A 23,506-nucleotide genomic window follows, 5' to 3' on the forward strand; every position below is an offset into this window, starting at 1 on the left:
GACTTGTTCCGGGGTCCACTTTGCCGCGAGCCCTGTCGTAAGCGGCTTGAGCGACGGGCTTGCGGATCGGTGGACCCCGGACCAAGTCCGGGGTGACGAGCCCTTTTGGAAGCGTCCACCTGCCCAGCGATCATATGTGAACGTGGATCACTCGCGGAATGCGTTTTCGCTCAGGCGGGTGAAGGGGGTGAGGATATAGGCCATCACCGAGCGGCGGTCGCCGAGCAGGTTGACGTCGGCGGTCATGCCCGGGCCGATGACGAGGCGACGACCGTCGCGGTCGCGGAACGTCTGCGCATTGCCGCGGACGCGGACGGTATAGTGGCTTTCGCCGGTGCGTTCCTCGACGACCGCGTCGGGGCTGATCGTCACGACCTCGCCGTTCATGCCGCCATAGACCGCGGAATCATAGGCGGTGACGTTGATTATGGCATGCTGGCCGATGTGGACGGAGGCGATGTCCTTCGGCGTGACCAGCGCCTCGACAGTGAGCGCATCGGCGCCGGGGACGACCTCGACGATCGGCTGGCCGGCGGCGATGCTGCTGCCGACGGTCGAGACGAGGACGCGGTTGACGCGGCCCGACACGGGCGCGCGGACCACGGCGCGGTCGTCGCGCGCGGCGAGCGCGGGCATCGCACGGCGGCGGGCGGCCATCTCCGCCTGCGCGGCGGCAAGGTCGGTGCCGGCCTGCGCGCGCCATGCCTGACGCACCTGCGACAGCGTGGCGCGCGCCTCCGCGACGCCGGAACGCGCGCGGGCGATCGCGGCGGCGGCCTGTTCGGCGTCGCTGGCGGCGACCGCGGCGCCGTTTTCGAGCTGGATCAGCGACACCTGCGGCTCGATCCCGCGCGCGACGAGCGGGCGGATCAGCTCGAGCTGGCGGCGGGCGGCGTCGCGCGCCGAGGTACGCGAGCGATACGCCGCCTCCGCTTCGGCGACGGCGCGCTGCGCCTGCGCCTCGCGTGCCGCGCCGGCCGACGTCAGGCTGGCGAGATCGGCCATGCGCGCGGCGTGGAGCGAGCGTTCGATGCCGATCTGTTCGGCGATCGCGGGGTTGGCGCTGGCGGCATAGACCGGCTCGCGACCGGCGATCTCCGCCTGCAAGCGCGCGATCTTGGCGGTGAGCGCGTCGACGGTGATCGTGCTGCTGCCCAGTTCGGCGCCCGACTGCGTGCGGTCGAGCCGGACGAGCACCTGCCCCTGCTTCACCGCATCGCCGGCGTGGGTGAGGATCGCCGAGACGATCCCGCCTTCGAGGTTGGAGACGACCTGCAGCCGGTTGCTCGGCACGACGCGGCCGCTCGCATGGATCGTGCGGTCGAGCTGGACTAGGCTCGCCCAGGCGACGAACAGGACGAGGAAGGCGAGGATCAGCCACAGCAGCAGGTTCGAGGCCTTGTGCGGCTGGATGCGATCGACATAGTCTTCGAGATGGGCGTCGTGGGTGCCGGTGGTGGAATGGGGGGACATCAGGCGACGGCTCGCGGGCGCTGGAGTTGCTGGAGGACCGCGTCGCGCGGGCCGTCGTTGACGACGCGCCCGGCGTCGATGACGACGATCCGTTCGACGAGGCGGAGCAGCGCCGGGCGGTGGGTGATGAGGACGAAGGTCCGGCCCTCGAGCTCGGCGGCGAGGCGGTCGATCAGCAGCGCCTCGGTCGCCTGGTCCATCGCGCTGGTCGGTTCGTCGAACACCACGACGGGCGGCCGGCCGGCGAGCGCGCGGGCGAGCGCGATCGACTGGCGCTGGCCGCCCGACAGCCCCTCGCCGCGGTCGGCGAGGATGAGGTCGTAGCCGTTGGCGAGCTGGCCCATGAACTGGTGCGTGCCGCTGAGTTCGGCGGCGCGTAGCATCTCGGCATCGTCGATGCCGGGGCGGTCGAGGACGATATTCTCGCGCACGCTGCCGCTCAGCAGCACGCTGTCCTGCAATGCGGTGCCGATGCGCGCGCGCATGTAATGGGGATCGAACTGGCGGATGTCGGTGCCGTCGATCATCACCAGTCCCTCCTGCGGCGGATAGAGGCCGAGGATCATCCGCGCGATCGTCGATTTTCCCGACCCGACGCGCCCCAGCAGGCCGATCCGCTGGCCGGCGGGGATCGTGAGGTTGAGGCCGTCCAATGTCTTCTCGGCGGCGCCGGGATAGCGGAACTCGACGCCGCGCAATTCGATCCGGCCGGCGAAATGCGCGGGCTTCAGCGCCTCGCTCTGCGGGCCCTCGGTCGGCTGCTCCATCATGCCGTTGATCTGCTTGTACGCGGTGCGCGTCGCCGACAGGCGGGTAAGCAAGGTCGCGACCTGCGCCAGCGGCTGCACGGCGCGGCCCGACAGGATCGAGCAGGCGACGAGCGCGCCGGTGGTCAGCTTGTGATCGGCGATCAGGAATACGCCGGCGACGACGGTGCCGGCGTAGGACAGGGTATTGGCCGAGGCGGCGACGGTGGTCGCGATCGTCGACACCAGCCGCTGGCGCATCGAACTGTCCGAATGCGCGCGGTTCGCCTGGGTCCAGCGCCGCCCCAGCAGCGTCGCGGCGCCGCTCGTCTTGACCATCTCCAGCGCGCCGATCGTCTCGACCAGCACGCTCTGCTTGCTCTGCCCCTCGCTCAGCGATTTCGCCGACAGGCGGTCGAGCGCCGGGCGGGTGAGCCACCCTGCCCCGATCACGATCGGGATCGCGGCGAGCGGCACCCAGACGACCATGCCGCCGATGATCGCGATGAACACCAACGTCACGACGATGAACGGCACGTCGACCATCGCGGTCATCGTCGCCGAGGCGAAGAAGTCGCGCAGCGTCTCGAGCTCGCGCATCATGCCGGTCAGCGACCCGGTCGATCCGCGCTTGAGGTCGAGGCGGATGCCGACCAGCCGCTTGAACACCCGCCCGCCGACGTCATGGTCGATGTCCGCGCCGGCGAGATCGACGAAATAGGCGCGCAGGATGCGCAGCACGAAGTCGAACACGACGACGACGAGCAGCCCGATCGACAGCGCGACGAGCGAGGAATAGGCGTTGTTGGGGACGACGCGGTCGTAGACGGTCATCGTGAACAGCGAGGTGATGAGCCCGAACAGGTTTATCATCGCCGCCGCCAGCGCGACCTTCAGATAGACGCGCTTGTTGCGCAGCATCGGTTCGAGCAGCCATGGCGCGAACCGCGGCTTGGGATGCTCGATCGTATCGGCGGACGAATTCATCGGGGGTCCAATGCGGCGGGATCGATCTGCAGCGCGGGCAGCAGCTTGCCAGTGCGCGCGAGCAGGACGTAGCGGGCGGTATCGAGTTCGGTGACGGTCTGGATGTAACGCACCGCGACGCCGAAGTAATTGTTTTCCGCCGACAACAGGTCGAACAACGTCCCGCGCGACACGCGGAAGCGTTCGGCGAGCACGTCGCGCGACTGGCGGCTGGCGATGTAGTTGTTTTCGATCGCCGCCTTGGCCTGTTCGAGTGCGGCGATATCGGACAGCGCGATGCGCGCGTCGCGCTCGGCGTCCTGGCGGGTGCGGTCGAGGCGCGCGTCGGCGCCGTGCGCGCGCGCCTGCGCCTGGCGGATGCGCTGGCCGACGCCGCCGCCCAGCCGCATGCTGAGCGTCAGATTGGCACGGACGTCGTAATCGCGCGCATTCTCGATCACGCCATAGCGGCCGGCATCGACCCCGGCGGTGAGCTGCGGCAGGCGTTCGGCCTTGAGCGCGGCGACGTCGCGGCGGGCGGCGCCGGCCTGCGCGCTCGCCGAACGGACGATCGGCAGCGTCGCGATGTCGTCGCGCAGCCGGTCGGGGACGACCTGCGCCAGATCGGGCACCGGCGCGCGGCCGAGATCTTCGGGCGGCGGCGATCCCACGATCGCGACATATTGCGCCTCGGCACTGGCGGCGGAGCGGCGGAAATCGGCGAGCTGCGCGTCGGAGGAAGCGACGTAGCTGTCGACCTGCGCGACGTCGCCCTGCGCGGCATAGCCCTGCGTCACGCGTTCCTGGATGCGGGTGCGCAGGTCGCGCTGGCTGTCGGCGAAGGCTTCGGCGAGGCGGACGAGCGCGCGATAGCCGTAGACATTGTACCAGACCGACACCGCGCGCAGCGCGATCTGCGCACGCACGTCGTCCAGCGCGGCGAGCGAGCTGGCGATCCGCGCATTGCCCGCGGCGATGCGATCGTTGCTCGCGCCGAAATCGACGACCGGCTGCTGGATGCGGATCGAACCGTCGGTGCGGCTTTCCGGGCGCGAGCGTTCGAGGACGTTCTGCGGATCGTTGGAGAAGGCGCGGCTGACGATCTTGAACGTCGACAGCGAGAGATCGGCGGTGGGATATTGCCGCGCCTTCGCCTCGTCGCGCACCGCCTCCGCCTCCTCGGCCTGCGCCGCCGATTCGCCCAGCGCGGGATTGCGCGCGACCGCCAGCGCGACCTCGCGGCGGAAGGCGGCGAGCGGCGTCTGTTCGCGCGCGAGCTGCAGGATCGGGTCGCCGGCGGGATCGATGTGGAGCGGATCCTCGCTCGGCGCGGGCAGGCCGCCGGGGACGTTCTGCACCCAGAGCCCGCTGCGCGGGATCGCCGGCGGTGGCACCGCGACGGTCGAGGTCACGACGGGCGCCGGCGGCCCGATCCGCACCGGCGAGCCGGACGGTGTCGAGGGCGACAAGACGGGCGTGGGCGTGGCGGCGGCGGGCAGCGTCGGCGATGGCGGCAGCAGCGTCGGGGTCGCGCCGATCTGCGGGTTCTGCTGCAACGGCGACGGGCCGGGTGCGGTCACCGTCTGCGCGGCCGCCGGCGTAACGCAGGCCGACGCGGCGATCGCAAGCAATATCGGCACCGGGCATGGCTTCGCCGCCGCCGCATGCGGGATGTGGCGAGGCGATGATGAAACCCTGCGCTGCCGATCCGTCATATGTTCCAAACCCGGATCCCGCGCCGGTCGATCGGCCGGGGTCCCTTACCACGCAACACGCTGCCAAAGTTTGAACGGATGGCTGGCAAGACCATCCCGATCCCAAACGGCACGGGGGAGCGGCATCGCCGCACGATGCCACTCCCCCCGCAACCGGATCGGACCCGAATCTATCCGAGCAGCGGCACGGTGCCGTCGATCGGCGGCATGTCGTGCAACGGCATGACGAACAGCTCGTGCGGCGCGAGGTGCGCCCCGTCGGCGGCGCGGAACGCCGCAAGATCGACCGCCGCGAAGGCATGCGCCTCCGCAGCCACCGCGACGACCGGCGCCGCGTCGAGCGCCGATACGATGCTCGTCGGTGCCGCGAACAGTTCGGTCGGCGCTACCGTCGCGCTGTCGGCGGGCCGCGCATCGAGATGCAGCGGCGTCTCGTCATGCCATAGTCCCTCGCTGGGCACGGCGGCACCGACCAAGCCGCGATCTGCCGGATCGGCAACCGGGGCGACCACCGCCGGCGCGTCGTGGCGATCGGCGAGCAACAGCGCGAGATCGACGTGCTGGGCGCCGGTGCCCTGCGCCGTCATCTCATATTGCGCCCATTGCGGACGGCCGGCGCCGACCGCAACCGCATTGGCGTTCACCGCCGTATCGGGCAGCGTGACGGCGACCGCCTCCTCCAGCCCGGGCGACAGGCTGGAGATCGGCGCGATGGTGCGGGGTCCGGCGACGCCCAGCGGGTTCAACTTGGTGACAGGCATGATGCGTCCCTCGGCTTAGGCGAACAGGAAATCGTCGGCGGCGAGCGTGGTCAGCGCCACGCCCGACAGGACCAGCGAGTCGCCGTTGTGCAGGTCGATGTGCACCCCGTCCGCCGCCTGGAAGGCCGAAGCCTGGACGTCGGCGAAGCTGCCGAAGCCCATGCCCTTCAGCTCGATCACGTCGCCGGCACCCGCACCACCCTGGAAATCGGTGATGACGTCGTGCCCTGCCCCCTTGGTGAAGAGGAAGTGATCGTTGCCCGCCCCGCCGGTCAGCGTGTCGTTGCCGACGCCGCTGTGCAGGATGTCGCCCAGCGAACCGCCGACCAGCGTGCTGCCGGTGCTCGCCGCGGTCAGGTTCACCGAGGCCGCATCGATGATGACGGTCTGGCTCTGCGCCGCGGTCGTCGCCATCGTGTTGCTGCCATAGACCACGCTGGTGGCGGTCACCGACAGCGCGAACGTGCCGGCATAGCTGGACGGCGTGGTGATGGTGAGGCCGCCGCCCAGATCGTTGGCATCGATCTTCCAGCTCGACGTCGCGGCATCGTAGGTGCCGTGGTTGAAGGTCGAGCCGGCCGGCGCACCCGTGATCGTGACATAGGTCGTGTCGGGATGCGCGTTGGGCGAGATCGCGATGCCGACCGGCACCACCACCGGGGTGTATTCGGCGCCCTTCGCCTGCCCCAGCGTCGCGAGCCGCCCCTGGTTCAGGTTGAGGAAGCTCTCGATCGCCGATTCCGAAGCGGGCGACGAGGTCAGATACGCCTCGCTGGTGCCGTTGGTCGGGGTGATGCTGGCGACGCCCTGGCTGATGATCGCGTTGCCGATCGTCTGCGTCGTGCCGAAGCCGCTTTCGAAGCTCTGCACGATGCCCCCGTTCACGCGCATCGCATCGATGCCGAGATGCGAGTCGAGCCCGGTGTCGCGGTTGTTCATCACGCCCTGGCCGATGACGTAGGTGCCGTCCGCCGTCGCGGTGTAGGTGAACGTCTGCCAGCCGGTGGAGCCGTAGTTGCCGGTGAACTGGGTATTGGACAGCGTGAACAGCGTGCCGTTGACGGTGGCGAACGCGAAGTCGTTGTACGGCAGGTAATCGCCTGCGGAGAAGTGCCAGTCGAAGCTGACGACGTCGCCCGCATGCAGGGTCAGCGTCGTCTGGATCGCCGAGCCGTTGGTCGGCTGATAGGCCGCCGCGGGACCCACGACCAGCGTCGGGGCGACGGCATTCTCCGGCGTCTTGACGTTGAGGTTGACCGTGCCGACCGCGGTGCCGCCGCGACCGTCCGAGATCGTGTACTCGAACGTGTCGGCACCGACATAGCCGTTGGTCGAGGCGTAGCTGACCGTGTTGTCGGCGTTGATCGTCAGCGTGCCGTGCGCCGCCGTGCCGACGCTGACCACCTTCAGCGCGTCATTGTCCGCGTCGGTGTCGTTGGTCGTCACCGCGAGCTTCACGGTGCCGCCGGCGTTGACGGTATAGCTGTCGGTCACCGCCACCGGCAGGTGATCGACATCGACCGCCACGGTCGCGGTCGAGGTGAGGCCACCGGCATCCTTCACCGTGTAGGTGAAGCTGTCGGCGCCGCCATAGCCCGCCGCAGCGGTGTAGGTCAGCGTGCCGTCGGCGTTGACCGCGACGCTGCCATGCGCGCCCTGCGTCACCGAGGCGATGCTGAGCGTGTCGCCGTCGACGTCGGTGTCGTTGGCGAGCGGGTTGAAGGTCGCGGCGGTGCCGTAGACCGCGTTCAGCTTGTCGGCGACCGCGACCGGCGCGTCGTTGGTGCCGGTGACGGTGAAGGTCAGCGTCGATGCCGCCGTGGCGCCATGGTCGTCGGTGACGGCATAGTTGGCGACGACGGTCTTGACCTGACCGGCGGCGAGCGACTGGTAGGCCACGTTGCCCGCATCGAAGCTGTAGCTGCCATCGGCGTTGAGCGTCAGGCCGGCGACCGGCGCGGCGAGCGCGAAGGTCCGCCCGGCGGTGCCGTCGACGTCGGTGTCGTTGGTCGCGACCGATCCGGTGACCGTCGCATCCTCCACGACCGACGCCACGTCCGCCACAGCGACCGGCGCATCGTTGGTGCCGGTGACCGTGATCGACAGCGTTTGGGTGGCGCTGGCGTTGTTCTCGTCGGTGACGGTGTAGGTGGCGGTGACCACCTTGGTCTGGCCCTCGGCGAGGGACTGGTAGGCGGCATTACCCGCGTCGAACGTATAGCTGCCGTCCGCGGCGAAGGTCAGGCCGGCAACCGGGGCCGCCAGCGCGAACTTCAGCTTGGCGCCGTGATCGACGTCATAGTCGTTGGTGGCGACGCTGCCGGCGATCGACGCGTCCTCGGTCACGTTCGCCGTGTCGGCGATCGCGATGGGGGCGTCGTTCTGGCCGACGAGCGTGTAGCTGCCCGTCGCGCTGGTGAGCCCGCCATGGCCGTCCGACACCTGGTAGGTGAAGGTGTCGGTCGCGGTCTCGCCCAGCGCCAGCGCCTGCGCGCTGGCGGCACCCGACGGGGTGATGGTCAGCGCGCCGTTGGCACCCATCACCACGCTCGCGCCATAGGCGCTGGTCGTCGAGAAGGCGGGCACGGTCAGCACGTCGCCGGTGTCGACGTCGGTCGCCTGTGCCAGCAGCAGATTGCGGCCGTTGGTGTAGGTGTAGCTGCCGTCTTCCGAAATGCCGGTCTGCACGATCTGGGCGGTGCCGATGTACAGCGTCGCACCGATCGCGCGGCCGCCGGTGGCGTCGTACGAGCCGACGCGGAAGTCGATCGTGTAATTGCCGGTCTGCGCCAGCGTCAGCTCGACCGTCTGCACCCCCGTCGAACCGACGACGGGGACCTTGTAGTCGAAGATCGTCTGGACGATCGCGCCGGTCGCCGCATCGCGGATGTAGCCGGTGCCGATCGCCTGGTCCGATCCCGACGACAGGACGTAGACGAAGCGGACGGTATCGCCCGCATTGCCGGCGAAGGCGGTGCTGGTGATGCTCGGCCCCTGCCCGGTGCCGTAACCGACCGGCGTGGTCGCGTTGTAGCTGAGCACCGCGACGGCATTGTCGCCCGGGATCGTGTTGGTGTTGCGCTGGACCGTCGCGGTCGAGGTCTGCACGGCGCTGGTGCCGGTCGACGCGGTGTTGATCGTCCAGCCCTTCAGCGCAGTCGGATCGCTGAAGTCGCCGTTTACGAGGCGGTTGGCGACGAGCGTGAAGTTGCCGGGCAGCGCGACGTTGCCGACGACCGGCGCGTCGTTGGTGCCGGTGACGGTGATCGCGAGCTGCGAATTGGACACCGCGCCGAACTGGTCGGTGACCTTGTAGGTGCCGGTGACGACGCGCGTCGCCCCTGCGCCGAGGTTCTGGTAGGCGGCGTTCGAGGGATCGAAGCTGTAGCTGCCGTCGGCATTGATCGTCAGGCCGGCGACGGTGTTGGTCGCCGCATAGGTCAGCACCGCGCCGTGATCGACGTCGGTGTCGTTGGCGCCGACGTTGCCGGTCACCTTCGCCCCGTCCTCGACCGCGACCGCCGTGTCGGCGAACGCAACCGGGCCGTCGTTCTTGCCGGTCACCGTGATGGTCAGCGCCGCGGTGGCGGTGCCGCCCTGCCCGTCCGACACGGTGTAGTTGGCGACGACGGTCTGCACCTCGCCCTGGGCCAGCGCCTGATAGGCCTGGTTGGCGGCGTTGAAGGTGTAGGTGCCGTTGCTGTTGAAGGTGAGGCCGGCGACCGGGTTGGCGAGCGTGTAGGTGAGCACCGCACCGTGATCGACATCGCTGTCGTTCGTGGCGACCGAACCCGAGACGCTGGCGTCCTCGTTCACCGCATTCACGTCGGCAAGCGCGACGGGTGCATCGTTGGTGCCGGTGACGGTGATCGTCAGCGTCGACGTAGCGACGGCGCCGTTCTCGTCGGTGACGGTATAGCCCGCGACGATCGTCTTCACCTCGCCGGCGGCGAGCGCCTGATAGGCGGCGTTGGCGGCGTCGAAGCTGTAGCTGCCGTTCGCGTTCAGCGTCAGGCCGGCGACCGGGGCGGTGAGCGCATAGCCCAGCACCGCACCGTGATCGACGTCGCTGTCGTTGGTGGCGACCGATCCGGTGACGATTGCGTCCTCAATGACCGCGACGGTATCGGGGAGCGCGATCGGCACGTCGTTGGTGCCGGTGACCGCGATCGTCAGCGTCGACGTGGCGGTGGCGCCGAATTCGTCGGTCACCGTGTAGCTGGCGACGACGGTCTGCACCTCGCCCTTGGCGAGCGCCTGATAGGCGGCGTTGCCGGCGTCGAAGCTGTAGCTGCCGTCGGCGTTGAAGGTCAGGCCGGCGACCGGCGCGTCGAGCGCGAAGGCGAGCTTCGCGCCGTGATCGACGTCGCTGTCGTTCGCGGCGACGCTGCCGGTGATGACCGCGTCCTCGTTGACCGCGCCGGTATCGGCGACCGCGATCGGCGCGTCGTTGGTGCCGGTGACGACGATGGTCAGCGTCGACATTGCGGTCGCGCCATTCTCGTCGGTCACGGTGTAGTGGGCGACGACGGTCTGCAGCTCGCCCTTGGCGAGCGCCTGATAGGCGGTGTTGCCAGCATCGAAGCTGTAGCTGCCGTCCGCGTTGAGCGTCAGGCCGGCGATCGGGCCGTCGAGCGTGTAGGCCAGGACGGCACCGTGATCGACATCGCTGTCGTTGGTCGCAACCGATCCGGTGAACACCGCATCCTCGTTGACCGCGCCGGTATCGACGGCGGCGACGGGGGCATCGTTGGTGCCGGTGACGGTGATGGTCAGCGTCGAAGTGGCGGTGGCGCCGAACTCGTCGGTCACGGTGTAATGCGCGACGACAGTCTGCACTTCACCCTTGGCGAGCGCCTGATAGGCGGTATTGCCGGCGTCGAAGCTGTAGCTGCCATCGGCGGCGAGCGTCAGGCCGGCGACGGGGGCATCAAGCGTGAAGGCCAGCTTGGCGCCATGATCGACGTCGCTGTCGTTGGTCGCGACCGATCCGGTGAGCACCGCATCCTCGTTGACCGCACCGGTATCGACCGCGGCGACGGGAGCGTCGTTGGTGCCCGTGATGGTGATGGTCAGCGTCGAGACGGCCGTCGCGCCGAACTGGTCCGTCACGGTGTAATGCGCGACGATGGTCTGCACCTCGCCCTGCGCCAGTGCCTGATAGGCGGTGACGGCGGGATCGAAGGTGTAGCTGCCGTCCGCCTTCAGCATGAGCCCGGCGACCGGCGCGTCGAGCGCGAAGCTGAGCTTGGCACCATGATCGACGTCATAGTCGTTGGCGGCGACCGAGCCGGTGACGAGCGAACCGTCCTCCACCGCGGTGGCGATGTCGGCGACGGCGACCGGTGCGTCGTTGGTGCCGGTGATGACGATCACCAGCGCAGAATAGCTGGTCGTGCCCTGTTCGTCGGTGACCTCATATTGCGCCACGACGGTCTGCGTCTCGCCTACGGCAAGCGCCTGATAGGCGGCATTGGCGGGATCGAAGGCATAGCTGCCGTCGGCGGCGAGCGTCAGCCCGGCCACCGGCGCGCTGAGCGCGAAGGAGAGCTTGGCGCCATGATCGACGTCATAATCGTTGGCGGCGACGGTGCCGGTGAGCAGCGCGGCATCCTCGAGCGTCGCGGTGACGTCGACCTTGGCGACCGGCGCGTCGTTGGTGCCGGCGACGGTGATGGTCAGCGTCGACGTGGCGGTCGCGCCATATTCGTCGGTGACGGTGTAGCTGGCGACGACGGTCTGCACTTCGCCCTTGGCGAGCGCCTGATAGGCCGCGTTGCCCGCATCGAAGCTGTAGCTGCCGTCGGCCTTCAGCGTCAGGCCGGCGATCGGTGCGTCGAGCGTGTAGCTGAGCTTGGCGCCGTGATCGACGTCGCTGTCGTTGGTCGCGACCGACCCGGTGATCGCCGGCTGATCCTCGACCGCCGCGACGGTGTCGGCGACCGCGACCGGCGCGTCGTTGGTGCCGGTGACGGTGACGGTCAGCGTCGAGGTAGCGGTGGCGCCGTTCTCGTCGGTGACGGTGTAATGCGCGACGACCGTCTGCACTTCACCCTTCGCCAGCGCCTGATAGGCGGTGTTGCCGGCATCGAAGCTGTAGCTGCCGTCGGGGGCGAGCGTCAGCCCCGCGACCGGTGCATCGAGCGTGTAAGCGAGCTTGGCGCCATGATCGACGTCGCTGTCGTTGGCGGCAACGGTGCCGGTGAGGATCGCATCCTCGACCACCGCGCCGGTGTCGGCAACCGCGACCGGGGCATCATTGGTGCCGGTGACGGCGATCGTCAGCGTCGAGGTGGCGGTGGCACCGTTCTCGTCGGTGACGGTGTACTGCGCGACAACGGTCTGGACCTCGCCCTTCGCCAGCGCCTGATAGGCGGTATTGCCGGCGTCGAAGCTGTAGCTGCCATCGGCGTTGAGCGTCAGGCCGGCGACCGGTGCATCGAGCGTGAAGGCGAGCTTGGCGCCGTGATCGACATCGCTGTCGTTGGTCGCGACGCTGCCGGTGAGGATCGCATCCTCGACGACCGCGCCGGTATCGACCAGCGCGACCGGCGCATCGTTGGTGCCGGTGACGGTGATCGTCAGCGTCGACGTTGCGGTCGCGCCATTCTCGTCGGTCACGGTGTAATGGGCGACGACGGTCTGCACCTCGCCCTTGGCCAGCGCCTGATAGGCATTGTTCGCCGCATCGAAGCTGTAGCTGCCGTCCGCCTTGAGCGTCAGGCCGGCGACCGGCACGTCGAGCGTATAGGCGAGCGCCGCGCCATGATCGACGTCGCTGTCGTTGGCGGCGACGGTTCCGGTGATGGCCACATCCTCGAACGTGGCGGCCGTGTCGGCAACGGCAACCGGCGCGTCGTTGGTGCCGGTCACGGTGATCGTCAGCGTCGCGGTCGCAGTCGCGCCATTCTCGTCGGTCACGGTGTAATGCGCGACGACGGTCTGGACCTCGCCCTTGGCGAGCGCCTGATACGCGCCATTGGCCGCGTCGAAGCTGTAGCTGCCGTCGGCCTTCAGCGTCAGGCCGGCGACCGGCGCGTCGAGCGTGTAGGCCAGCTTGGCACCGTGATCGACGTCGCTGTCGTTGGCGGCGACCGTGCCGGTCAGCGTCGCATCCTCGACCACTGCGCCGGTGTCGGCGACGGCGACGGGCGCGTCGTTGGTGCCGGTGATCTTGATCGTCAGCGTCGAGACGGCGGTCGCGCCATTCTCATCGGTCACCGTATAAGCGGCGACGATCGTCTGCACCTCGCCCTTGGCGAGCGCCTGATAGGCGGCGTTCGCCGGATCGAAGGCATAGCTGCCGTCCGCCTTCAGCGTCAGCCCGGCGACGGGGGCGTCGAGCGTGTAGGTCAGCACCGCGCCATGATCGACATCGCTGTCGTTGGTCGCGACCGAACCGGTCAGCGCGGCCTGGTCCTCGACCGCCGCACCGGTGTCGGCGACGGCGACCGGCGCATCGTTGGTGCCGGTGACGGTGATGGTCAGCGTCGAAGTGGCGGTAGCGCCATTTTCGTCGGTCACCGTGTAGCTGGCGACGACGGTCTGCACCTCGCCCTTGGCGAGGGCCTGATAAGCGGCGTTCGAAGCGTCGAACGTATAGCTGCCGTCGGCCTTCAGCGTCAGGCCCGCGATCGGCGCGTTGAGCGTGTAGGCAAGCTTGGCTCCGTGATCGACATCGCCGTCGTTGGTCGCGACCGAACCGGTGATCGTCGCATCCTCGATCGCCGCGACGGTGTCGGCGACCGCGACGGGAGCGTCGTTGGTGCCGGTGACCTTGATCGTCAGCGTCGAGACGGCGGTGGCGCCGTTCTCGTCGGTGACGGTGTAGCTGGCGACGACGGTCTGCACCTCGCCCTTGGCGAGTGCCTGATAAGCGGCGTTCGAAGCGTCGAACGTATAGCTGCCGTCCGCCCTGATCGTCAGGCCCGCAACCGGGGCGTTGAGCGTGTAGGCGAGCTTGGCGCCATGATCGACATCGCTGTCGTTGGTCGCGACCGAACCGGTCAGCGTCGTGTCCTCGAGCGTAGCACCGGTGTCGGCGACGGCGACCGGCGCGTCGTTGGTGCCGGTGATCTTGATCGTCAGCGTCGACGTCGCGGTCGCGCCGAATTCGTCGGTGACGGTGTAGTTCGCGACGATCGTCTGCACTTCACCCTTCGCCAGCGCCTGATAGGCGGCGTTCGACGGATCGAAGGCATAGCTGCCGTCCGCCTTCAGGGTCAGGCCGGCGACCGGCGCGTTGAGCGTGTAGGCGAGCTTCGCGCCATGATCGACATCGCTGTCGTTGGTCGCGACCGAACCGGTGACGACCGTGCCGTCCTCGACCGCGGGGGCCGAGACGTCGGCGACCGCGACCGGAGCGTCGTTGGTGCCGGTGATCGTCACGGTGACGACCTGGTCGACTTTGGCGCCGTTGTTGTCGGTGACGGTGACCGTGTACTTCTGGGTCAGCGTCTCGCCCTGCGCGAGGTTCTGGATCGAGGCATTGTCGACCTGGAACGTCCAGCGCACGTTGCCGGCGCCGTCGCCGGTCGCGACATTGTCGATGACCGTGGCGAAGGTGCCGAGGTAACCGCTGGCGGCAGGCGCGAACTTGACGTTGTGCGTGTCGATCAGATCGACGTCGGCGAAGGCGATGTTGCCGGCGACCGCGGTGGTCGCGTCCTCGGTCACCGCGCCGGTGGCGACGGCGGAGGTGACGGTCGGCGCGTCGTTGGTGCCGGTCAGTGTGATCGTGACGTCCTGCGTCGTGGTCGCGCCGAACTTGTCGGTGAGCGTCAGCGTGTAGACCTGCGTCGCGACCTGGCCGGCGGCGAGCTTCTGCACGCTGGCGTTGTCGGCGGCGAAGCGCCAGTTGATCGTGCCCTGGTTGTTCTGGTCGGTCGTATTCTCGACGACATTGGCGGTCAGCGTGCCGAAACCGCCCGCGGGGGCGAAGCCGGCGGGGATCGCGCCGGTGACGGCAACGCGCGCCGCGCCGACGCTGACGGTGTGCGTGTCGGTGAGGTCGACGTCGCTGAAGGTGATCGCACCGGTGCTGGCGAGGGTCGCCGCCGCATCCTCGACCACCACGCCGGTATAGGTGCCGCTGACGATCGCGGGGCCGTCGTTGTTGCCGGTGATCGTCACCGTGACGGTCGCGGTCGACACGTCACCGTCGGCGTCGGTCACCGTATAGGTGAACGTGTCGATCGCCTTCTCGCCCTGTGCAAGATACTGATAATAGGCCGCATTCGGCGTGTAGACGACGTTAGCGACCGGGTTCGCCGGATCGGTGTAATTCTGCGTCAGCACGACGGTGCCGTGCGCCGCGGTGCCGACGGTGACCGAGCGGACGAGGTCGGGGACCGAATCGTTGGCGAGCAGGTTGAAGCTGAGCGAGGCGTGATCCTCGTCGGTCGTGATCGCGTCGGCGCGGGCGATGGCCGCCTCCTCGCGCGGATCGAGCAGCAGGCCGTCGACCACCACCTCGAACTTCTCGACGCGGCTGACGGTGAGGTCGAAGGCGTCGAACTGGAAGGTGCCGTAATATTCGTTGGTGCCGAGGCGCGCGGACAGCTGGCCGAGCAGGCTCTTCGCTTCCGCCTCGAGGAACGCGACATAGCGCGCCACGTCCGCCTGGACGTCGCTGCGCAGCCATTCGTCGCGGGTGAAGATCAGGCGCAGCGTGTCGGTATTGCTGCCGCCGTCATAATTGTCCTGCGGCGTGAACAGCCCCTTGGCTGCCGGGCCGTGGTCGGCGAGGCGATAGGCGAGCGTGTCGTTGCCGAGGCCGCCGAGCACGGTGTCGAAACCGGCACCGCCGTCGAGATAGTCGTTGCCGAGGCCACCGTCGAGAATGTCGTTGCCCGCGCCGCCGAGCAGCGTGTCATTGCCCTCGCCGCCGAACAGCACGTCGTTGCCGTCGCCGCCGTCGAGCGAATCGTTGCCGTCGTCGCCGTACAGCGTGTCGTTGCCGAGGCCGCCGAGGATCGTGTCGTTGCCGTCGCCGCCGAACACGGTGTCGTTGCCCGCGCCCGCATCGACATAGTCATTACCGGCCCCGGCATTGATGACGTCGTTGCCCGACCCGCCGGTGATCTTGTCGTTGCCGTTGCCACCCAGCAGCAGGTCGGACGCGTTCGTGCCGACGATCGTCTGGTTGCCGTTGCTGCTGCTGTTGCCGATAGTCATCTGCGCGTCTCCCGAGTGGCAGGCATCCGGCGAATGGAGAAGACGAGCGGCATCGGCCCCGCGCAACCGCAAGACGAACGCCATCGATCGCCGCCGCACCCGTCAAGGCGCGCCGCCGTTCGCAGAACCTGTGATGCCCTGGATCATCCCCCCGGATGAGCCCCAGCCCCGTTCCCCTCGACGCACCCGCTGGCGCGCCATTCTTCATTCACCGGGCAGTCCGGCCGACGACCGGCCGGACCCTTGCCGATAACGCCTTTTAAAGGTCCGATACGGCGCGGTATTTAGCCCCACGTCCAATTTAATTGACTGGCCGTTGACGTTAACGACAATGCAGCAATCTTTCGACGCACGCCATTAACCACCGGAACGGCGGGTTTCGCTCGCGGTCTTGCCGAAGGCGGTGCGATAGGCGCGGGCAAAATGCGCCTCGCTGGAAAACCCGAAATGGAAGGCGATTTCGCTGATCCGGCGCGAGTCGGCGGGATTGATCAGCGCCTCGCGCGCCGCCTCCAGCCGCCGCTTCCAGATATAGCGGACGACGCCGCCGGCATCCTCGAACAGCGTGTACAGGTCGGACCGCGAGATGTTGAGCCGCGCGAACAGCCATTCGGGGGTGAGGTCGCTCGACCCCAGCCGCGCATCGATCAGCCGGCGGGCATGCTGGAGCAGCGAGGTGCGCCGGTCGAGCGCCAGCGGCGCCTCCTCCGGCGCGTCGCCGACCGCGAGCAGCACCAGCTGCAGCAGGATATCGCCGAGCACCGGCGCGGCGGCGGCCGGCAGGCGCTCGAGCCGCGGCGCGACCGCGGTCAGATGCGCGGCGAGCAGCGCGCCCGCCTCCGCATCGAGCACGCGGCCGTGCAGCGCGCGCAGGTCGGTGACGCGCGGCGCCAGCATCGCGCGCGGGATCGACACGTTGATGACCTCGCGCTCGCCCTCGTCGACCATGTGGAAGGGCTGGGCGAAGTCGAGCAGCATCACCGTGCCGGGAACGCTCGCGACCTTGCGCCCGCCCGCCTCGCCGCGTGCCGTCCCGCGCAGCGCGAGCTGGATGCTGATCCCGTCATGCCGGTCGCGGGCGATCTGCGCGCCGGTCCGTTCCGAACGGCGCGGCGAGGCGACGAGTTCGATGACGTGGAGCGCGCCGAGGTAGCATGAGCGCATGTCGGCCATCACCGGTTCGGTGAGGAAGGTCGTCATCAACGTATTGCTGATTTCCGCCTGATACGCCTCGGGCCGCAATGCCGGCGGAATCGCGTCCGTGCGCATCACGCTCTTCGACACCGTCTCCGTCATCCCCACGCTCTTCGTCCCACTTGCCGCAACGGCGGACATTCACGGTGTGGGACTGGCGTAGCGATGCCCGGACGACACGACGGGCCGGCGAGCGGCGCACCGGCGCCCCTCCCCGCCCGCCCTGCGGCGGCGCGTTACGATGTCGTCCCCCAACGACATACCGAAAGCCTGAAACGCTATCCGGCAAGTGCATGAGGTAAACGCGGATTTTCGAAAGCGCCAGCGGGTGGCGGCATCATTTTGATACAGAACGGCACAATTGTGCACGCTCGGGTGGTCCGGGCGCGCCACCGGCCGTCCCCGCCGCACAGGTCGCGCGGCGGGGGCGAGTGCGCGGCGTCAGAACCCCGTCTTCAGTCCGACGAGGCCGGCCAGCCCCATGGCGGCGGTGGCGTCGTGCCCGGGCTGGCGCATCGCCATGCCGGCGAGGCGCAGCGTCGTGGCACCGCCGAGGCGGCGGCTGAACTCGACCGTATAGTCGAGCTCGCGACCTTCCGGCGTCAGGCGCAGGTTATTGCCGCCGTACAGATAGGTGTAGTCGCCCGGCCCGTTGAGCTGGACCCCCTGCGGCAGCGCCAGCGCACCGCGGCCGCTCGCCACGCGCAGCGGCTGCGCCACGCCGAGCGTCAGCAGCGTCGACTTGCCGAGCAGGCCGTCGCCGACCAGCGCCAGCGAGGCGGCGTCCGACCGCAACGTCGAGAAGCCGCTGAGCAGCCCCTGCGCCTGTGGCGACACGCGGGTCAGTGCGGTCACGTAATTGCCCTGCAGGCCGATCTTGCCAGCAAGCCGCGTGGTGAAGGCGACGCGCGCGAAGCGGCTGGTCGCGCCCGCGGCGAACAGGCCGTTGCTTGCCTGCGACCCCAGGAACCCGTCCTTCTCGCGCGTCTGCCCGGCCGAGACGTTGAGGCCGAAGCGTCCGCCCGGCGCCCCGATCACCGCATCGACGACGACGCCCTCGGTACGGCCGCGGTTGGCGAGCGGCGAGCGCAGGCGCGCCTGCTGCTGCGAGATGCCGCCGGTGAACGTCGCGACCGAGCCGCGGACGATACCGCCGGCAAAGCCCATCGACGCCCATTGCCGCCCCCACGGATTGCCGAAGCCGAGGAACGGGATGCCCATCGCCCGGTCGCTGATCGACGCGCTGCGCAGCCCGGCGTGACGCGGGGTGAAGCCCAGCGTCGTATCGGGGCTGAAGCCATAGCCGAAGGCGATGCTGGTGCGCTCGCCGACGCGCTGGCTGAGCGCGAACTGAGTGCCCAGCCGGCCGCGGTCGCCGGTCTGGTCGGTGACGGGTGCCATGCCGAAGCGCACCGACAGCCCGCCCGCGGTTTCCGCGGCGCGCGATGCGAGGTCGATCTGGCTGTTGGCCAGCGTGTCGATCAGCCGCGTGTCGGCGCTCCCCGCAATGCGCGAGCCGACCTGGCTGGCGAACACGCCGTTGAGCACGTCGTTGTACAGGTACGTCGCGCCGGCGAGGCCGCGGCCGGTGCCGAACGCACCGCCGACCTGCAACGTGCCCGACAACGCCTGCACCGGCACCACCGCGCCGCTGCGCGTGCGCACCGTCACCGCGCCGACGGGATTGAGCGCCGCCTCCATGTCCGGGAAGCCATGGCCCCAGATGTCGCTGACCTTGCCGGTGATCGTGCCGTTGGCGTTGGTGTAGCTGGCGGTGGTGACCGTCGAGACGGTCGATCCGTTGGCGAAGAAGCGGTTGTCGGCGGTGAACATCAGCCGCGCGGCGAGGTCGGCGCTGCTCGCGGTCGGGAACGCCTGGCGCAGCAGCGCGATCATGCCGGCGACCATCGGCGTCGCCTGCGACGTGCCGGTCTGGGCTTCGTAGCTGCCGACGCCCTTGCTCGATGCCGACCACATCGCGGCGCCGTCCATCGACAGACAGAAGGCCGCCGCGAGGCCGCAGGGCGCCGAGTTGAGAACGATGTTGTTCTCCTTCTTCGTCGCCGCATCCACCCAGCCTTCGCCGTTGAGCTTGGCGAGCAGCCCGGCCGAGCTGGCGTTGACCACGGTGATCCACGCGCCGCGCAATTCGGTGTAGGCGAGCGGCAGCGCGGCGACGAGGTCGGGACCGTCCAGCCCCTTGTCGCCATTCGCGATCGCGTTCGGGCCATAGTTGGAATTGGCCCAGACGATCACGCCGCCGGCATCCTGATAGGCCTTCATCGCGCCGATCGCGGTCGTCCATTCGCCCGGCGTGCTGGCCGCCGAATGGATGTTGGCCATCATCTGCGCATTCGAAAGCCCGTTGGCGTCGCGATAGGCGATCGCGTTCGCTGCGGTCACCTCATAGCCCGACGTGCTCGTCTTCACGGGCCTCCAGGGTGACGTGTCGTCGCCCTTGATCGGGATGCCGTACGAATTGCTCGACACCGACACGCCGCTGGTCCGGTATTCGTCGAACAGCTTGGCGAAGCCGTTCGCGTCGTCGGGGGTCATGCCCAGGTAGAGCGTCGCGCCATAAGCGACGCCCATCATCGTCGTGCCGTTGCGGTCGGCGCTGATCAGGCCCGACACGTGCGCACCGTGCGCGCCATTGTCGGGCTTGGCGGTCGTCGATCCTTCCAGCGCCGCGCTGGAGCTCAGCACGACGATCTTGCCCGCCGTGGTGAATTCGTTGTGGACCGGCTTGCCGTCGACCAGGTTGAAGCCGTCGTCGACCACGCCGACCTTCACGCCCGCGCCGCTCAGGCCATAGCCATAAGCGACGTAGATCTTGGTCCGGTCGAACGGATTGGTCGCACCGGTGGCGTCGCTGGTGTTGCCGGCCAGCGCCTTGCGCTCGTTGCTCTGCGCGACGCCGTTATACTCCGCCGACGTCCGGATCGCCTGCGCCGCCGCCGCATCATAGGTGCGCGACGTCGGGCTGAACACCGGGGTGGGTGTCGGCGTCGGGGTGGGCGTTGGTGTCGGTGTTGGAGTGGGCGTCGGCGTCGGCGTCGGAGTGGGCGTCGGTGTCGGTGTCGGAGTGGGCGTCGGCGTTGGCGTCGGCGTCGGCGTCGGTGTCGGTGTCGGTGTCGGTGTCGGTGTCGGTGTCGGTGTCGGCGTCGGAGCCGGCGTCGGAGTTGGCGTCGGAGTCGGAGTTGGCGTCGGCGTCACCGTGCCGGTCGGCGTTGGCGTCGAAGCGGGCGCGGGGGTGGCGTCGTCGTCGGACAGCGCATTGACCAGCAGGCCGGCCGCCGCGCCGCCGGCGAGCGCGCCGACGATCGCCAGCGGCGACAGGCCGCTCTTCACCGCCGCCGGTGCGGCCGCGGTCGCTGCCGCCTGCGCCACGGGTGCGGCGCCGCTCAGCAGCACGATCAGGCGCGCATGGTCGCCCGCGAACGCGGCGCGGCGCGAGGCTGTCGCCAGCGTCTCGAACGCAGGCCCGGTCACCGCCGCCTCGCCCGGCAGGATCGCGCGCGCTTCGATCAGCAGCGTGCGCACATGCTTGGGCCGTTCGATCATGCGATCGGCGAGCGTGCGGATCGCGTCGGTACGGGCGAGCGACGTCGCCTCGATCGTCGCGTCATCGGCGCGCGCGGCGGCACCGGCGGGCATCGTGGCGATCGCCATGGCGATCGTCGCGCAACCGCACAGGACGTGCGGCCGCGAACGGCGGCGAGTAACAGTCATGATATTCCCCAATGCGATATGCACGGCAATCCCGCATGATGATCTGCGGTGTGAAAGCCGAAGTCCCTGAAACGGAGCTATTGCACCGACGGCCGTCCTGTTTCACGCGCGCCGCTACCCAATGTGGGTCAGTGACAAGGAGTTGGAGTGACGAGCGGCAATCAACCGACGCGACTGCTGGCCCGGGCAATGGGCGACCTGCTGATGTCGTCCGCACGGGTCTGGGCGCGGGTGCATGATGGCGACGTGACCACGGTCTTCGTTTTTTGCACGATCCTCAGCGCCAATCTGGCCTACCTCGGCTATGATAGCCCGCTTGCCGCGGCGGCCGCCGCTGGCGATGATGGCGGCGCCGCGTTACGCCGGCCGATCAGCGCGCATGCGATCGCGGAATCGATGTCGCTACCTTACGAAACCGTTCGCCGTCGGGTCGTCGCGATGACCGCAACGGGCATGCTGGTGCGCGAACGCAGCGGGTTGGTCGTGCCGGCCGAGGCGCTGCGGCAACCCGCGGCGGTTGCCGCGATGCATGAGGGCCGCTGCCTGCTGGAAGCGTTGCGCGCCGTGCTGGTGTCGATCGGCTTCGACCTCGTTGCGCTCGCCGGCGGCGTTTCCCCAATGCGCACACGCCCGTTCGACGCGCTCGTGTCACGCATCGTGCTCGATGCGCAGATACGCAGCATGGAGATGGTGGCGCCGATCTTCGGTGACGTAATGCGCGCCTATATTTTCTACGGTGTCATGCGCTCCAACGTTGCCGAGACGCTGAGCGACGGCGATCTCGCGTGGCGCTATGCGCATGAGGATACGCCGCCGCCCGACGCCGCGCGCAAGCCGATCACGATCCGCGAGCTCGCCCGTGCGATCGAGATGCCATTCGAAACCGTGCGTCGGCAGGTGAAGCGACTGCTCGACGCCGGGGTACTGACGACGATCGGCAGTGCCGGCGTGATCGCGCCGCTGTCGGTCGTCGTCGGCGAACAGGCGGCACAGCAGAATGCCAAGCTGGGCGCCGAATTCTTCCGGATGCTAACCACGCTCGCCCGCGTCGGTGCGTTCCTGCCCGCCGACGCGACATCATAACGCGCGGAAGCGGAAATCGCGGAACCGCGCCTCCCCTTCACCCGCGGCGTACAGGCCGGGGCGCAGCATCAGGAAGCCGCCGCGGACATTGTGGTGATAGCCCGACACCTCCATGCCGCGGTCGAAGCGCCGCCACGTCCGGCCGCCGTCGCCCGAGGTGTGGATCGCGACGATATGCCGCGTATTGGTGATGCGGATGCGCATGCGGCGACCGTGCGGGTTGGCTGGACGGCCCCGCTCGATGCCATATTGGTGCGTGACGAAGCGATGCTCGTCGAAGCCGAGGCCGCAATAGAGTTTGTCGTCGTAGAACAGGACGAGGCCCGCGGTGCCGCCCGGCGCGATTGCGACATCGCATTCGAAGGCATAGGCCTGATCTCCCGCGATCAGCAGCAGGGGCGAGGAATCGACCGGCGCGGTGCCGCTGCCGCGCAGCACCAGAGCGCCGCGTTCGACGCGCACCCGGTCGCGCTCGGCGGGGCCGGGGCGGAAGAAATTCCACTTCGCACCCAGCGCCAGCGGTCCCGAGAAATCGTCCGACAGCGGCTGGCCGTGGACGCCGCCCTGCCCGCCCTTCGGCTTGGGCAGGGGCTTTGCCAGATCGCCGCCGGTCATGCGGAACCAGCCGTCGGCGGTCCAGCGGACGGGATCGAGCAGCACCTGCCGCCCCAGCGTCCAGAAACCGTTCTCAAAGCCATGATAGACCGACCACCAGCTGCCGTCGGGCGCGGTCACCAGGCTGGCGTGGCCGCGCGACCACCAGCGTTCGTCGGTCGAGACGGTGCGCACCACCGGGTTGCCCGGATCGTTCGCCCACGGCCCGTGCAGCGACCGCGAGCGCGCGACGATCACCATATGCCCGGTCGGCGGCCCCGCGGTGCCGCCGACCGCGGTAATCATGTAATACCAGCCGTCGCGGTGGACGATCTTGGGTCCTTCCGGACTGAACCCCTCGACGTCCCAATCGTCGGGATAGCGCCACGGGTCGTAGACGTGCTCGACCGCGCCGACGGTCGACAGACCGTCGTCGGACAGGCGGATGCGGTCGCCGCCCGACAGGAACAGCCAGCGCGACCCGTCCTCCGCCACCGCGTGGCAGGGATCGATATGCGCATGCAGCCCCAGGCTGACCGGATCGGACCAGGGGCCGTCGATGTGATCCGCCCAGATGACGTAAATGTCGTTCGGCGTCGCCTTCACGGGGATGTAGAGGAAATAGCGCCCGGCGTGCTTTTCGAGGCTCACCGCCCAGACCGCGCCGATGTTGCGGGTCAGCGCCGGCTGGCGGGGCCGCCAGTTGACGAGGTCGCGGCTGTGCCAGATTGTCAGCCCCGGATAGCTGTCGAAGCTGGAAAAGGTCATGTAATAGTCCGCGCCGTCCTGCAGGATGGCGGGATCGGGGCGGTCGCCGCCGATCAGCGGGTTGAGGAAGCGGCCGTCGCCGAGGTCGGCGATCCGCTGCCCGTCGAACCCGCGGCGCCAGCCCTTGTCGAAGGCCGCGCAGCCGCTGGACGCGGTTGCCGCGGCCGGAGCGCCCGCAGGCAGAGCCGCCATGCTCCCTCCGCCGAGCGCTGCGATTGCATCGCGCCGGCTCAATTCCGCCATATCGCCTCTCCTTTGCCGCGACTATGATACCGGTGTCAGCTCGGGACAAGCACTT

General features: G+C 69.0%; 9 protein-coding genes. 1 reads left to right on the forward strand and 8 read right to left on the reverse strand.

The features are described 5' to 3' along the window. Positions 1–147: 147 nt before the first annotated feature. The 7 genes from M9979_RS00780 to M9979_RS00810 form a co-directional block, all read right to left on the reverse strand. Entirely contained in the window at positions 148–1,473 is a 1,326-nt protein-coding gene (locus tag M9979_RS00780) for an HlyD family type I secretion periplasmic adaptor subunit (protein ID WP_254287412.1), read from the reverse strand. Next, positions 1,473–3,206, reverse strand: coding sequence for a type I secretion system permease/ATPase (locus M9979_RS00785; RefSeq protein ID WP_254287413.1), 1,734 nt, complete (start codon positions 3,204–3,206; stop codon positions 1,473–1,475). The genes M9979_RS00780 and M9979_RS00785 overlap by 1 nt, the downstream gene beginning before the upstream one ends. Continuing rightward, the gene (locus M9979_RS00790; RefSeq protein WP_254287414.1) at positions 3,203–4,825 is read right to left on the reverse strand and encodes a TolC family protein; all 1,623 of its coding nucleotides are present in this window, start codon (positions 4,823–4,825) and stop codon (positions 3,203–3,205) included. The genes M9979_RS00785 and M9979_RS00790 overlap by 4 nt, the downstream gene beginning before the upstream one ends. A gap of 245 nt (positions 4,826–5,070) precedes the next feature. Next, positions 5,071–5,661: a hypothetical protein gene (locus tag M9979_RS00795; RefSeq protein WP_254287415.1), complete on the reverse strand. Its 591-nt coding sequence runs from the start codon at positions 5,659–5,661 to the stop codon at positions 5,071–5,073. A gap of 15 nt (positions 5,662–5,676) precedes the next feature. Then, positions 5,677–15,837: an Ig-like domain-containing protein gene (locus M9979_RS00800; RefSeq protein ID WP_254287416.1), complete on the reverse strand. Its 10,161-nt coding sequence runs from the start codon at positions 15,835–15,837 to the stop codon at positions 5,677–5,679. A 357-nt stretch (positions 15,838–16,194) separates the two neighbouring features. Beyond that, positions 16,195–17,133: a helix-turn-helix domain-containing protein gene (locus M9979_RS00805; protein ID WP_254287417.1), complete on the reverse strand. Its 939-nt coding sequence runs from the start codon at positions 17,131–17,133 to the stop codon at positions 16,195–16,197. A 339-nt stretch (positions 17,134–17,472) separates the two neighbouring features. Further along, the gene (locus M9979_RS00810) at positions 17,473–20,763 is read right to left on the reverse strand and encodes a S8 family peptidase (RefSeq protein WP_254287418.1); all 3,291 of its coding nucleotides are present in this window, start codon (positions 20,761–20,763) and stop codon (positions 17,473–17,475) included. A gap of 147 nt (positions 20,764–20,910) precedes the next feature. Between M9979_RS00810 and M9979_RS00815 the strand changes: the two genes are divergently transcribed. After that, positions 20,911–21,846, forward strand: a complete 936-nt coding sequence (locus tag M9979_RS00815; RefSeq protein ID WP_254287419.1) for an Lrp/AsnC family transcriptional regulator — start codon at positions 20,911–20,913, stop codon at positions 21,844–21,846. Here the strand turns inward: M9979_RS00815 and M9979_RS00820 are convergent. Continuing rightward, entirely contained in the window at positions 21,841–23,451 is a 1,611-nt protein-coding gene (locus tag M9979_RS00820) for a family 43 glycosylhydrolase (RefSeq protein ID WP_254287420.1), read from the reverse strand. The genes M9979_RS00815 and M9979_RS00820 overlap by 6 nt on opposite strands. Between the last annotated feature and the right edge of the window lie 55 nt (positions 23,452–23,506).

It is taken from the genome of Sphingomonas liriopis (assembly GCF_024211255.1).
In the GTDB taxonomy this organism is placed as follows: domain Bacteria; phylum Pseudomonadota; class Alphaproteobacteria; order Sphingomonadales; family Sphingomonadaceae; genus Sphingomonas; species Sphingomonas liriopis.

Excerpts from the sequence above, each read along its gene's own strand:
- M9979_RS00795 (WP_254287415.1), bottom strand. The coding sequence starts at position 5,661 with ATGCCTGTCACCAAGTTGAACCCGCTGGGCGTCGCCGGACCCCGCACC.
- M9979_RS00820 (WP_254287420.1), bottom strand. The coding sequence starts at position 23,451 with ATGGCGGAATTGAGCCGGCGCGATGCAATCGCAGCGCTCGGCGGAGGG.
- M9979_RS00800 (WP_254287416.1), bottom strand. The coding sequence starts at position 15,837 with ATGACTATCGGCAACAGCAGCAGCAACGGCAACCAGACGATCGTCGGC.
- M9979_RS00780 (WP_254287412.1), bottom strand. The coding sequence starts at position 1,473 with ATGTCCCCCCATTCCACCACCGGCACCCACGACGCCCATCTCGAAGAC.
- M9979_RS00805 (WP_254287417.1), bottom strand. The coding sequence starts at position 17,133 with ATGACGGAGACGGTGTCGAAGAGCGTGATGCGCACGGACGCGATTCCG.
- M9979_RS00785 (WP_254287413.1), bottom strand. The coding sequence starts at position 3,206 with ATGAATTCGTCCGCCGATACGATCGAGCATCCCAAGCCGCGGTTCGCG.
- M9979_RS00810 (WP_254287418.1), bottom strand. The coding sequence starts at position 20,763 with ATGACTGTTACTCGCCGCCGTTCGCGGCCGCACGTCCTGTGCGGTTGC.